Source organism: Cyanobium sp. T1G-Tous (assembly GCF_024345455.1).
In the GTDB taxonomy this organism is placed as follows: domain Bacteria; phylum Cyanobacteriota; class Cyanobacteriia; order PCC-6307; family Cyanobiaceae; genus Cyanobium_A.
This window is the reverse complement of sequence record NZ_JAGQBD010000002.1, coordinates 1-12,708: the sequence shown is the minus strand read 5'-3', so window position 1 is coordinate 12,708 and position 12,708 is coordinate 1. Positions and strand designations below refer to the sequence as shown.

Here is a 12,708-nt window from a genome sequence, read left to right as displayed (position 1 = left end):
GAGGCAAAAAATCTGCAGCTCTCAGGATACGGGTGGCAGGCCAACCGGTCGCTTGAAGAAAAACATCAGCAGCGGGCCCACCTGGGCCGCTTCCACCATCTCCCAGTTTTCCTTGCCGAGGGCATTGAGAAAAAACTGCAGCTGTTCGGCTGGGTGGCGTGGTTTGGTGGCTGCGGCGTCGTATTGCTGCGGGAATTCCTTTTTAAGAAACTCCGGGCTTAGGGCGCCGCCGAGCCGCTCACTATCTGCCTTGGGTGAGGGAGGGCCAGGAGGATTGCCGCTCTCCACGTTGATGTGGATCACCCGGTATTCCCAAGACATCAGGCTTGCAGATGAATGAATTGGCGCTCGCAGAGCACGCGGTAGCGGCCCCCCTGCGCCATCAGCTCATTGTGACTGCCCTGTTCGACGATGCGACCGCCATCGAGCACCAGAATCCTGTCTGCACCCTGCACGGTGGCTAGCCGGTGGGCGATCACCAGCACGGTGCGGCCCGCCATCGCCTGCTCCAGGCCCCGCTGCACCGCCTCCTCCGCTTCGGCATCGAGGGCGCTGGTGGCTTCATCCAGCAGCAGCACCGCCGGGTTGCCGAGCACGGCGCGGGCAATGGCCAGTCGTTGCAGCTGGCCACCAGAGAAGTTGCTGCCCCGCTCTTCAATGCGGCTGGCGTAGCCCTGGGGCAGGGCCTCGATGAAGCCGGCGGCGTTGGCGAGGCTGGCGGCCTGGCGGATGGCAGCCTCGCTGGCGGGCCGGCCGAAGGCAATCGCTTCAGCCACCGTGCCAGAAAACACACTGCTTTGTTGGGGCACCAGGGCTACGGCGCGGCGCAGCTCCCGCGCCCGCAGATCGGCTAGGTCGTGGCCATCAAGCAGCACCCGGCCCTGCTGGGCGGTGTTGAAGCGCAGCAGCAGGGAAAACAGGGTGCTTTTGCCGGCGCCGGAGGGACCCACCAGGGCCACTACCTGGCCAGGCCGCACCTGCAGATCCAGGTCGTGCAGCACCGGTTGGGTGGGGTTGTAGCCGAAGCGCACCTGCTCAAGCACCAGCTCGCCGCGCACGCTGTCAAGCGGCTGGGCCGAGGCCCGGTCTGGAGCCTCCACCGGTTCGGCCTCGATCGCCCGCAGTCGCCGCAGCGAGGCCTGGCCCTGCTGAAACTCGTTGAAGTTGGTGGTGAGGTGGGAGATCGGGTCGATCAACATCAGCAAGGCGGCCACGTAGCTGCTGAAGCCCTGGCTGTTGAGGCCGCCGGCCTGAATCCTGGCGGCGCCGAGCAGCAGCACGGTGAGGATGCCGGCAGCTTCCAGAAAGCCCACCACCGGGTGTTGCATGGCCAGCAGCTTGAGGGTGCGGTAGCGGGCCTGGCGGTGCAGGTCGATTTCAGTGTCGAAGCGCTGCTGCAGCCAGGGTTCGGCCGCGAAGGCGCGCACCAAGGGCAGGCCGCCGATCGCCTCGCCCAGCAGGCCCGCCAGTTCGCTCACCTGCTTCTGACTGCGTTCGGCGGCGGCCATTACCCGGGCGCCAAAACTGCTCACCAGCAGCACCACCACTGGCGCCAGCAGCAGGGTGGCCAGGGCTAGGGGCCAATCGAGCCACACCATGTAGCCGAGCACCACCACCAGCTGCAGGGCGCTGGGGGTGGTGTCTTGGATGGTTTTGTAGATCACTTCGCCCACCCGGTCGGCGTCTTCGGTGAGGCGATAGGTGAGGTCGCCGGCTGAGAGCTTCTCGAGGGCGCCGAATTCAAGCCGTTGCAGTCGGGCAAATAGGCCCCGGCGCAGCTCCTGACTCACCCGCAGGGCCGGCCCTGCCAGCAAGGTGTCCTGGCCGAACTGGGCCGCCTTCTGCACTAAAAACAGCCCTAGGGCCGCGGCGATCGTGCGCAGCACCACCGAGAAGTTGCCGGCGCCGATAGCGGGGATCAGCTGGCCCGCCAGCCAGGCAAGCAGCGGCCAGCAGGCCACATAGATCAGCATGCACAGCCCACCTGCCAGCAGGCGCCGGCGGTGGGGTTTCAGCAGCGGCCAGAGGTGTCGAAACCCGGCCGGTGAGGGTGCAAGCATGCGGTAACGCTATCGCTGCTCCCCCAAGCCGCCCCTTGAAACTCGACCAATTCCTCAAATACCAAGGCCTGGTAGGCACCGGTGGTGAAGCCAAGCTGCGCATTCAGCGCGGTGATGTGCGGGTGAATGGCGCCATAGAAACCCGTCGCGGTCGTCAGTTGGCCCCCGGTGATGCGGTCGATATCGATGGCCGCGAGCTGCTGTTTATGGGGACCCGGCCGCCGGCCCATTAGGTTTTCCTGACAGTGCTGGAGAGGGCCGATGCGTAAGGCCGTGATCGCGGGTAATTGGAAGATGCATATGACCTGCGCTGAGACGCGGGTATTTGCAGCCACGTTTCGGCCCCTGATTGCCGATCTTCCAGACGACCGGGAGGTGGTGATAGCGCCGCCTTTCACCTCGATTCCCACCCTCTGCCGCCACCTGGAGGGTGCTGGCGTGGAGTTTGCTGGCCAAAACGTGCACTGGGAAGACCAAGGGGCCTACACGGGCATGATCTCGGCGCCGATGCTGCTGGAGCACGGGGTGAGCTACGCCATCGTTGGCCACAGCGAGCCGCGCAAGTACTACAGCGAAAGCGATGAGCAGATCAACCTGCGCGCCCGCAACGCCCAGCGCCATGGCTTGATACCGATCCTGTGCGTGGGTGAAAGCCTCGATCAGCGGGAATCAAATGAAACCGAGCGGGTGATCCACCGCCAGATCGAACAGGGCCTCGAGGATGTGGATCCCACCCAGGTGGTGGTGGCCTACGAGCCGATCTGGGCGATCGGCACCGGCAAGACCTGCGCCGCCGAGGAGGCCAACCGCATCTGCGGTCTGATCCGGGGCTGGGTGGGCAATCCCGGCGTCACGGTGCAATACGGCGGCTCGGTGAACCCTGCCACCATCGACGATCTAATGGCCCAGAGCGACATCGACGGCGTGTTGGTGGGTGGGGCTTCCCTCGATCCGGTGAGCTTTGCCCGCATCGTCAACTACGGCCGCTAAGACTGGCCCCCTGAGACTGGCCCCCTGAGACCGGCCCCCTGTGACTGGCGCCGCTGTGATGGACCAACCCCGTTTCGCTTGGGGTGAGCGCACCGCGGTGATGGGGGTGCTGAACCTCACACCCGACTCCTTCAGTGACGGCGGCCGCCTCGCCAGCGTGGCGCAGGCGGTGCGCGCCGCTGGGCGGATGCTGGCCGAGGGAGCCGACCTGCTCGACCTTGGCGCCCAGAGCACCAGGCCCGGCGCTGAGGAGGTGGGCCCCGATCGGGAGCTGGCGCGGCTGCTGCCTGCTCTTACGGCCATTCGCGCGGCCCATCCAGGCGCCCTGCTCTCGATCGACACCTTCCATGCGGCGGTGGCCGAGGCGGCCTTGGCGGCGGGCGCCCACTGGATCAACGACGTCAGCGGCGGCCGGCGGGATCCGGCCCTATTGCGCTTGGCTGCTTCTGCCGGCTGCCCCCTGGTGTTGATGCACAGCCGCGGCGATAGCCGCAGCATGAACTCCCTTGCCCACTACGGCGATGTGGTGGCAGAGGTGCGGGCTGGCCTATTGGCGGCCACTGAAATGGCTCTGGCGGCGGGGGTGCAACCGCTGCAGCTGATCTGGGATCCGGGGTTGGGCTTCGCCAAGGACACCGACCACAACCTGGATCTGCTCCGGGGCCTAGGCACCCTGGCGGCGGAAGGCTTTCCCCTACTGGTGGGGCCTTCGCGCAAGCGCTTCATCGGCGCGGTGCTGAGCGAGCCCAGGCCGCGGGCGCGGCTATGGGGCACGGCGGCGGTGTGCAGCCAGGCGATTGCCCAGGGGGCCCGCATCCTGCGAGTGCACGACGTTGGGCCCATCGTGCAGGTTGCCCGCATGGCCGATGCGCTCAGGCCTGGTAATCGATCTGGCCCTTTTCGTTGACTTTGGCCAGCGAGAAGAAGCGGGCCGTGGTGGGGGAGATCAATCCGAGCTCAGCCAGCAATTCGCCGACGCGGCCCCCCTTGCTGCGTTGCAGGTCGAGCGCCTGATCAAGTTGTTCGGGGGTGATGCAGCCCATTTCCACCAGGCGCCCACCCAGCCGCTTCTCATTGAAGCCCTGCTCATCGAACAGGCCGGGGTTGAGCAGCAGATCCAGCATCTGGGGCGGCACCTGCAGGTTGAGCCGTAGGAATTCGCCGAAGCGCTGGGTTGCAGCGAAGGGGCGGTAGTCCTGTAGCAGCTGCTCCAGCTCTTCGATGTTGAGGAGGCCGGCCTGCTCCAGCTTGCTGCCGAGGGTTTGGCGGTGAAAGCTGGTGTCTGTGCTGGCAGCGGCATTGAGATCGCCCTCCACAACTTGAGGCGCTTGAAAAGCCTCCTTCACCCATGGGTCGCTGCCAAGGAAGCCAAACAGCTCGCGCGGGTTAAGGGTGAGGCTGCCGAGACTTTCTTCGATTAGCTCTTCGAGAAAGGCTACCTCCGTAGTGGGACCAATCACCTGGAAAGGTAGGCGGGCACTGTTGCCGTTGGCAACTAGCTCCAATTGGACTTGATCCGAATTCAAACGGAACCGGTACATAGCTCAGCTCTGAACTAATACTGCACGGCTTGCAGTAGTGGACTCAAAAATCAGCCTAGCTTTGATTTGCCAGTTTGCCTTGGAAAGGATAGTTCCTTTCTGAGAATATTCTGAGAATTCGTGGCCAAGCCAGCTTGACAAGCTTACATTTGGTATGGCTGCAGATGAGATTTGATGAGAACCCTAGAGGCGAGAGAGCAGAGTCGATTTGCTTTGCATATCTTTGCCCGGCCGGCAGGCCGGTTGGCCTCCAGCATTCGAGGCGCCTGGAATACCAGCTTTGATCTGATCGAAGAGTTTGTTGGCCACCGCTTTTTCCAGTCGCTTCGAGATGTTGACTGGAGTAATTACCAGCTGGGTCCGATCTTGATCGCCTCGGTGTTAATTAATCTGCTGGAGCTGGCCTCCCCGCTTTATATCAACATCGTTTACACGTCCGTGCTGCCTAGTGGCGCGATGTCGAGCCTGGTGGTAATGACGGTAGCCGTGGTGCTGCTAATGGTGTTGGGTGGCTGGCTCAAGATCGTGCGGCTTGGATTCACCGGAGGTGACGGAGCCCGACTAGAGCATCAGCGGCGGCTTGAGGGGCTGGCTCACTTCTCCCAGATGCGCCTAAGCGATTACCTAAGCGTCTCGCCTGCCACCCACCTGGAGCGACTCAACAGCATCAACCTGCTGCGCGATGAGAGTGCTCTGCAGTCGCTCACTACCGCGATCGACCTGGTTTTCTCTCTGTTGTTCGTGCTGGTGCTGTTCCTGATTGCAGGCAGCGTCGGCTTCGTGGCGGTGATTGCCATTGTGATTTATATGCTGAGGGCCTTGGCATTCGCTCGCGAATACGAGGGGATCAGCAAGCAGCGAGACCGGCTGGAGCTCGAGCGGTTTAGCTACCAAGACAAGCTGATGGGCTCTATCGACTTGATCAAGTCGAACGGGTTGGGCCGTCAGTTTCGGGTGGGCAACGAACAGCGGCAGGAGGAGCTGGCTTGGCAGCGCATGGTCAACAACAACTTCAGCGGTAGATACCAGGCGTTTGGTTCGCTGATGAGCCAGCTCACATTTGCTGGCATTGTTACTTGGGGTGCCCTGCTGGTGATCCAGGGAAGGTTGCTGGTGGGTGCCCTGGCGGCGGCCCTGCTGCTGGCCGGCAAAATCCTCAGCCCTTGGCAGCAGGCCATGGGCTTGTGGAGCAGCTACCGTCGCCTGGCCCATTCCCGCGACGAATACGACGCCCTGATGGCCACACCGGTGGAAGGGGAAGGCGGCGATAAAAAATTGGCCATGTCTGCTGATGGCGCTCTCAGCCTTGCTCTCGATGGCCAGCCCCTGGCGGTGATTCCCAATGGTTCGGTGGCCCTGCTGCGCAATCAGCAGTTTGGCGCCAGCGCCCGCCACCTATTTATGGCTCTGATTCAGATTGAGCCTGAGGCTCGTCTGCATCTCAACGGTCTGCCCGTGGCCAGTTATCAACGCGAGGCCCTGCGCGCCTGCATTAGCCATGTAGACCCCGCGCGCCAGTTTTTTGAGGGGACCCTGCTGGAGAACATCACTAGCTATCAGCCGCGCCGCTACCAGCGCCGGGCCTTGTTCTGGACCTTTCTCACCGGCTTGGACACCAAGGTGAGGGGCTTGCCCCATGGATACGACACGGCAATGGGCACCTCGGTGCCTTCTGGGCTGTCGCGCGATGCCCAGCAGCTCTTCCAGGTTGTCAGCGCCCTAGCTCGTTCACCCCAGGTGCTGCTGTTGGATCTGAGCGATTGCTCTTACGGCAAGGAATTCATCGACGGCCTGCAGCGCATTTTGAGCCGCACCAAAGGCCGCACGACTGTGCTGATCAGCGGCGCCGGACGGGTGCTCAGTTCGTTGAGTGACCAGCAAATCGATATGCCGGCCAAGGGCCGGGAGGTGCTCGCATGACTATTTCTGCATCCCGCTCCATGTTGCTGCGCGATCTAACTCTCAGTCCAGAAGCGCCGATGGCCTTCTGCATACGGCTGCTGCTTCAGCAGATGCTGTGGACAGGCCGTTCCGATGAGCTGTTTGAGCTGTTCGGCAACGACCCTCGCCACATGGACCTGGTCGATGCACGCAACTTGCTGCTGCGGCTCGGTTACGGCAGCCGTCTGGAAGGTCTCGAGAGCTGGAGCCAGCTCAACCCCCAGCTGCTGCCAGCCTTGTATGTGGCTCCAGACAACGTGCCCTACGTGCTGTCGATCACCAGTAAGGGGGATCTTGTAGCCGGCAACGTCAATGGTCGCGTCGAACTCCATACCCTGCCGACCGGCGGCCGGCTGGTGTTTCTGCAGGACAAGGGCAGCACCGAGCGGGTGACCCTGCTGCAGCAAATCCTTTACCGCTTCACCAACCGGATCTCGGTGCTTTACGGCATCAGCTTTGTCCTGGCGTTGCTGGCGATGACACTGCCCTTTTACATCCGGGCCATCTACAACGTTTCAATCCCGAGCACCAGTGTGCTGTCCACCTTCTGGATCTTTCTGGGGGTTGTGCTGCTATTCGTGCTCGATTGGATCCTGCGCCAGTGGCGCACCAACCTGCTCTCCCAGCTCTCGGGCCGGCTCGATGCTCTGCTGGGAGTGAATCTGGTGGAGAAGCTGTTTGGCCTCGACTACCGCCAGATTGAGACCCTTGGCCAGCACGGCCTCACCAACCGGTTGCGCAATCTTGACGGCCTGCTGGCCTATTTGCAGGGCCCCCTGGCGCTGGCCTGCCTGGATTTTCCCTTTGTGGTGATCTACTTAGGCGCCATTGCAATGATTGCAGGACCGCTGGTGTTTGTGCCTCTGGTATTGATGGTGCTCAGTGGTCTGTTGGTGTGGTTGCTGTCTCGCTACTACACCGGTGCCTCCGAGATCAATCTGGCCACGGGTATCGGCATCACCCAGGCCCAGCAGGAGCTGGTAAATCGTTTCCTTGAAGTGAAGCTGGCCAATGTGGAATGGGTGTGGTTGCAGCGGCTGCGAGGGCTGTCGGCCCAGAGCACCAGCAGTGGCCTCACGATCAACCGTCAGGTGGGCCGGTTGCAAGTGATTGTCAGCACCACCGCCCAGCTGGCAAGCGTGCTCACCCTGGCTATCGGTGTCTGGTTGGCCTATTCGAGTGGTCAGGGCCCGGCGGCCATGGGCAACTTGATTGCCGCCATGTTCTTCGTTTTTAGGGTCTTCACACCGTTTCAGCAACTTATGAATGCCCTGCTGCGCTTCGATGCGATGCGTAAGCAGTATGGCCAGCTCGATCAGTTCTTCAGGCTGCGCAGCAGCACTCGACCCTCTGGTGCCTTGGTGAGTGCACCGCGCATGCGGGGATCGATCTTGCTGGATTCAGCGGCCTGCCGGCTGGGCGGCGAGGCTGCCCTAGCGATCACCCGGGTGTCGCTCTCGGTGGCACCCGGTGAACTGTTGGCGATCACCGGCAATGCCGGTTGCGGCAAGAGCACGGTGCTGCGAGTTGTTGACCAGATTTACCCGCTGGTGAGCGGCACCCTGCTATTTGACGGTAAGGACTACCGCCAGTTCAGCGTCGAAGCCATTCAGCGCAATATCGCCTATCTGATGCCCCAGAGCGAGCTGTTGCCCGGCACCATTTGGAGCAACCTCACGGCCATGAACCCGGACGTAACAGTTGACGGTGTGCGGCAGATCTGCGCCAGCCTGGGCTTGCTCGATTTTCTCGATGGCCTAGCTGAAGGCTTCGACACGCCGCTCACGGATGAGATTGCCTATCAGCTCCCCAATGGAGTGCGCCGGCTCATGGCGTTAGCGCAGGCGTTGATCAAGGATACGCCCATTTTGTTGATAGATGACATCAGTCAGGGGTTGGCTCCTGATCAGTTCCAGGCGGTATTGGATGCCCTGCCATCTTTCCGGCGTTGCACCTTCAGCGGCCAGGACCGCAGCGTGATTCTGGCAACAGACAACAAGTTGCTGCTGGAGAAGGCTGATCGCCTCTGCATCCTTGATAAAGGCATCACCTCTTTCCAGGGCACGGCTGAGGAGCTGCGAGCGCGTATGCAAAAGACAACAGTCTGATCCCCCCTTTTTTGATCTAACACCCCCTTAACCGCCATGACCTCCATACCCGCCAACGGCCACAACTCCATTTCTGGCAGCGCCCTTTCTGATCCCTCTTCCCTTGCCTTGCCGCCCGCCGGCGGCCTGCTGTCCCGGCTGCCCGGCATGGACAGCCCTGATGCGATCACGCTGGTGGGCCGCAGCCGGCTCAGCCAAGCCTTGGAGCTGGAGGAAAAACCTGACAACCGCTACCTCCGACTCAGCCTTTACGTGCTCGGAGCGGCGGCCTTGATCTTCTTCCCTTGGGCGGCGCTCACCCCCATCACCCAGGTGGTGAATGCCTCCGGTGAGGTGATTCCTGAAGGTGAAGTGAATGTGGTGCAGCACCTTGAAGGCGGCATTGTGTCGCGGGTTGATGTGAGCGACGGTGACGAGGTGCGCGTGGGCGAGGTGATGCTGGAGCTGCGCCCCAACCTGGTTGAAAGCGAATACCGCGCCACTGAGCAACAGCTCAAAAACCTCCTTCTGCAGCAACAGCAGCTGCAGGCTGCGATCCGTGGTGAGCGGGTGCTGCCACCCACTGAGGGCATCAAGGAGGGCAACAAGGTGAGCCAGGCCCAGGTGGACCTGCTCAATAGCCGCATGGACAACCGCGAAGACCAGATCAAGGCGGCCCAGGCCATGGTGGGAGAGAAGCGAGCTGAGGTTTCGGGTCTAAACAGCCAGATTGCCCTCTATCTGAAGCAGCGGGCGATGTGGGCTGGATTGGTGGCCTCGGGAGCCGCTTCCCGCCTCAACCTGCTCGATATCGATACCAAGCTCGCCGAGATGCGCGGCGCCCGTAATGAGTCGCTCAAGGCCCTCTCCCAGGCGGAGGCAAACCTCAATGGCGTGCAGTCGGGTCTGGTGTTCGAGCAAAACTCCCAGGTTGCCCAGCTGGTGAATGAGGAGGCCGTGGTGGCTGAAAACATCAAGAAGGTGCGCAACCAGTTGGAGCGCACCAAGATCACGGCCCCGGTGGACGGTGTGGTGAGCGACCTGCGCTTTAAGGCCCCCGGTGGAGTGGTCGGTCCTGGTGCGGTGGTGCTGTCGGTGGTGCCAAACAGCACCCAGAGGCTGGTGGAGGTGCGGGTTCCGTCTGGTGATATCGGCTTTGTGAAGCCGGGCCAAAAGGTGGATGTGAAACTCCAGCCTTTTGATTCCACTATTTATGGCTCGGTGCCCGGTCGGGTGCTGAGTATCGGTGGTAATTCCGTTCAAGATCCCGACGACCGCAAGTACTACTACAAGGCTCGTATCCAGCTAGACCGCCAGTTTGTAGATGTGGCCAATCGTAAATATCCAATTGCTGTTGGTATGCCACTTGTGGCCGATATCAAGGGTCCCCAACGCAGCGTACTGCGCTACATCTTCCAGCCATTCACTCGCACCCTTGATTCAGCATTGCGTGAATCGCGCTGAATATTTGGCTTGCTTACTTTGCCTCTTAAGGTCGCCTTGTGGTGGCCTTTTTTTATGTTTGACAAGAATTGACTGCGGCGGGTTTGGCAGCTCTGAACCCGCTCGACAGTGTTTGCGTGCCCAAAATAGCGTTCTAAGTTACCTCGATCCGTAATAAACCCTGATCGGGCAAACTTCTCAGCCACCTCTCAGAAACCCCAAACTGACTCTACTGCAGTCATTCCCAGGTTTATTGGATCTTCCGCTAAGCCCAGGGCTCCCTGGTGAGCTGCCAATGGGCGGTTCTCCCCTTGATTAGCTGAATTGATTTGCATAGTTTGGATACAGACGAATGTATCGAGACCATGGCGGAAGATCTAATCACCATGCTCACAGACGGCGCCCAAGCAGCCGAAGATGAGAGCCGTCTGGCAGGCAACATGCAGGACGCCGCGGTGGTAGATACCGCCGGCAGCATGGACAATCCCGGTGGCAGCACCCCAACGGGCGGAGCTACCGACAACACGATCACCGAGCAGGCCCCAGAGAGCCAGCCCCCTGCTGTAGGAGTGACTCAAGATATTCCTGAGCCCGAGACCGATGTCGGCGGTGGTGGTGGTGGCGTGCTCTTGGTGCCACCGCCAACCACCTTGGCGACTGAAGAGCCCGTAATCGCTCAAGCGGGTGTGGCTCAATCTGACCCGACCCTGCAGGAGATTGCCGCCCCCGTAGCTGCAGAGGAGCTAGCACCTGAGCCAACGCCGGAGCCCACTCCTGAGCCGACTCCGGAGCCTCCAGCACCTGAGCCGCCCGAGGAGACCAATGCCCCGCCCACGGTGATCGTGCTTCCAGCGGATCCTGGGGCCCCCGCTGACGGTGACAGTGATCCAAGTAATGATGACGACAACTTCAACGAGGAGCTGCGCAGCGATCCTTTGATCCAGCTGCCCCCCGGCTTGGTGTCTGAGGTTGGTCTGGAAGATGGCCTGTCGCAGTTCGCCACCACCCAGGGCACCATCGTGATCGGCGATCCCGATGGCATTGGCGACATCGCCACCGTGCTGATAGCTGGACAGCTGTTTACGCTCAGCCAGCTGCTCACAATCGATCCGCTTAGCCCCACTTTCCAGATCCCCCTGGAAGCTGGAGACGGTGACACGGAAACGGAAGGGGTGCTCACCCTGCAGGGCTTTGATCCCGTCACTGGCGTGATCAGCTTCAGCTTCACGCTCACCAGCCCGGTGAACAACACCAATCCCCTGGGCAATCCAAATATTGATCAGAACTCGGCCTTGGTGCCGATTTCTGCCACCGTTACAGACCTAAGCGGTGCTACTGCCACCGCTACTGGCGGCATTCGGATTGTGGATGCCACGCCGTTTGTGCTGGCTTCCACTGAAGAGCTCCCTCCGCTGATCGTGGATGAGAGTGTTGGTGAGATCGGCACGCTTGATGGTACTGAGAACGCTGCTGGCTTCGACACGGTGTCTCTCGATGTCAGCCAGTTCTTCGACAGCAGCGCTGATCCTGGCATTCAGTTTGGTTTTGGGGCTGATGGGCCTGGAACGGTCTCTTATGCGTTGGTACTAAACGGCACCGGTATCCCCTCGGGCTTGTTTGCACTCGGCAGTATCGGTGCGCCAGGTGCAGAGATCCTGCTCTCGCAAGTATCACCTACCTCGGTGATCGGCTCAGTAGGCGGTGTTACCTATTTCCAGATCACCATCAGCCCCACTGGCGAGCTCTCGCTCTCTCAATCGTCGGCCATCTGGCATCCCGACACGTCGTCTAACGATGAATCCGTTTTCCTTAACTTGGCAGATGCTGATCTTCTTCAAGTTCAGCAGATCGTTGCTGATTTTGATGGAGATCAGGCGTTTGGTAATCTGAACATTGGGCAAGGCATTTTTGTTTTTGAAGATGATGGACCGAAGGCCGTTGTGCTGCCCACCCCAATTACAGCGACGGTGGATGAGAGCGGTCTGAATCCGGTATTGGAGGCAAGCGATCTTTCGACGGGTAATCCGGAGAGCGCTGCGGATACGGCTGGAACGAGTGATGAGGTGAGTGGTTTGGCCTCTGTGTCGACGCTGTTTGTGGTCGGAGCGGATGAAGCACCAGCACCTGGGACGACGTATGGATTCGCGGCGGATGCCAGCAGCCTGAATGCGCTGAGTTTGACGTCGAAGGGTGCAGGTGTGAGCTGGTCGAGCAGCAGCGCAGGCGGATTCAGCACTTTGACGGCGGTTGCTGAAGGCCGTACGGTGCTGACGGTGACGATCAATCAGTCAACGGGTGCGTGGAGCGCGGACCTGGACGACCAGTTTGATCATGTTGATGACGGAGCGAATACTGAGAACACGGTTCTGGCGAATGGAGGAGCTGGACTGTCTGGGATTGATCTGTCGGGGGTGCTGACGGCGACTGATTTCGACGGAGATACGGCGACCGGAGCAACAGCTGGATCGTTTGTGCTGACGATTGCGGATGACATTCCGGTTGCGAATACGAGCCGGACGCCAATTACAGCGACGGTGGATGAGAGCGGTCTGAATCCGGTATTGGAGGCAAGCGATCTTTCGACGGGTAATCCGGAGAGCGCTGCGGATACGGCTGGAACGAGTGATGAGGTGAGTGGTTTGGCCT

11 protein-coding genes are annotated in these 12,708 nt (G+C 61.1%); 7 read left to right on the top strand and 4 right to left on the bottom strand.

The window, feature by feature from the left end; translation table 11 throughout:
* Positions 1–21: 21 nt before the first annotated feature.
* A complete protein-coding gene (locus KBY75_RS01600; protein ID WP_254936128.1) occupies positions 22–321 on the bottom strand; it encodes a hypothetical protein in 300 nt (99 codons plus the stop codon).
* Positions 321–2,060: an ABC transporter ATP-binding protein gene (locus KBY75_RS01595; protein ID WP_255022718.1), complete on the bottom strand. Its 1,740-nt coding sequence runs from the start codon at positions 2,058–2,060 to the stop codon at positions 321–323. The genes KBY75_RS01600 and KBY75_RS01595 overlap by 1 nt, the downstream gene beginning before the upstream one ends.
* 35 nt (positions 2,061–2,095) lie before the next feature.
* Between KBY75_RS01595 and KBY75_RS01590 the strand changes: the two genes are divergently transcribed.
* From KBY75_RS01590 to folP, 3 genes are read left to right on the top strand one after another with little or no spacing between them, the layout of a single operon-like run.
* Positions 2,096–2,293: an RNA-binding S4 domain-containing protein gene (locus tag KBY75_RS01590; protein WP_254936130.1), complete on the top strand. Its 198-nt coding sequence runs from the start codon at positions 2,096–2,098 to the stop codon at positions 2,291–2,293.
* A gap of 28 nt (positions 2,294–2,321) precedes the next feature.
* The gene (tpiA, locus tag KBY75_RS01585; RefSeq protein ID WP_254936131.1) at positions 2,322–3,050 is read left to right on the top strand and encodes a triose-phosphate isomerase; all 729 of its coding nucleotides are present in this window, start codon (positions 2,322–2,324) and stop codon (positions 3,048–3,050) included.
* Positions 3,051–3,108: 58 nt separating this feature from the next.
* Complete coding sequence (gene folP, locus KBY75_RS01580; RefSeq protein ID WP_255022857.1) at positions 3,109–3,957, top strand: dihydropteroate synthase; 849 nt, start codon at positions 3,109–3,111, stop codon at positions 3,955–3,957.
* Here the strand turns inward: folP and KBY75_RS01575 are convergent.
* A complete protein-coding gene (locus KBY75_RS01575; protein ID WP_255022717.1) occupies positions 3,923–4,555 on the bottom strand; it encodes a hypothetical protein in 633 nt (210 codons plus the stop codon). The two genes, folP and KBY75_RS01575, sit on opposite strands and share 35 nt — an antisense overlap.
* A 279-nt stretch (positions 4,556–4,834) precedes the next feature.
* Here KBY75_RS01575 and KBY75_RS01570 point away from each other — a divergent pair, with 279 nt between their 5' ends.
* Genes KBY75_RS01570 through KBY75_RS01560 form a run of 3 tightly spaced genes read left to right on the top strand, consistent with a single transcriptional unit; the run spans position 4,835 to position 10,083 of the window.
* Positions 4,835–6,511 carry an ABC transporter transmembrane domain-containing protein gene (locus tag KBY75_RS01570; protein WP_255022716.1) on the top strand — a complete coding sequence of 559 codons (1,677 nt, stop codon included), beginning with the start codon at positions 4,835–4,837 and terminating at the stop codon, positions 6,509–6,511.
* The gene (locus KBY75_RS01565) at positions 6,508–8,640 is read left to right on the top strand and encodes an ATP-binding cassette domain-containing protein (protein WP_255022715.1); all 2,133 of its coding nucleotides are present in this window, start codon (positions 6,508–6,510) and stop codon (positions 8,638–8,640) included. Before KBY75_RS01570 ends, KBY75_RS01565 begins: the two co-directional genes overlap by 4 nt.
* 36 nt (positions 8,641–8,676) lie before the next feature.
* The gene (locus tag KBY75_RS01560) at positions 8,677–10,083 is read left to right on the top strand and encodes an HlyD family type I secretion periplasmic adaptor subunit (protein ID WP_255022714.1); all 1,407 of its coding nucleotides are present in this window, start codon (positions 8,677–8,679) and stop codon (positions 10,081–10,083) included.
* Positions 10,084–10,439: 356 nt separating this feature from the next.
* Here KBY75_RS01560 and KBY75_RS01555 read toward each other — a convergent pair whose 3' ends face one another.
* The gene (locus tag KBY75_RS01555; RefSeq protein WP_255022713.1) at positions 10,440–10,742 is read right to left on the bottom strand and encodes a hypothetical protein; all 303 of its coding nucleotides are present in this window, start codon (positions 10,740–10,742) and stop codon (positions 10,440–10,442) included.
* A 156-nt stretch (positions 10,743–10,898) separates the two neighbouring features.
* Between KBY75_RS01555 and KBY75_RS01550 the strand changes: the two genes are divergently transcribed.
* Positions 10,899–12,708, top strand: a 1,810-nt coding sequence (locus KBY75_RS01550; protein ID WP_255022712.1) for a DUF5801 repeats-in-toxin domain-containing protein, incomplete at its 3' end; no start/stop codon positions are given.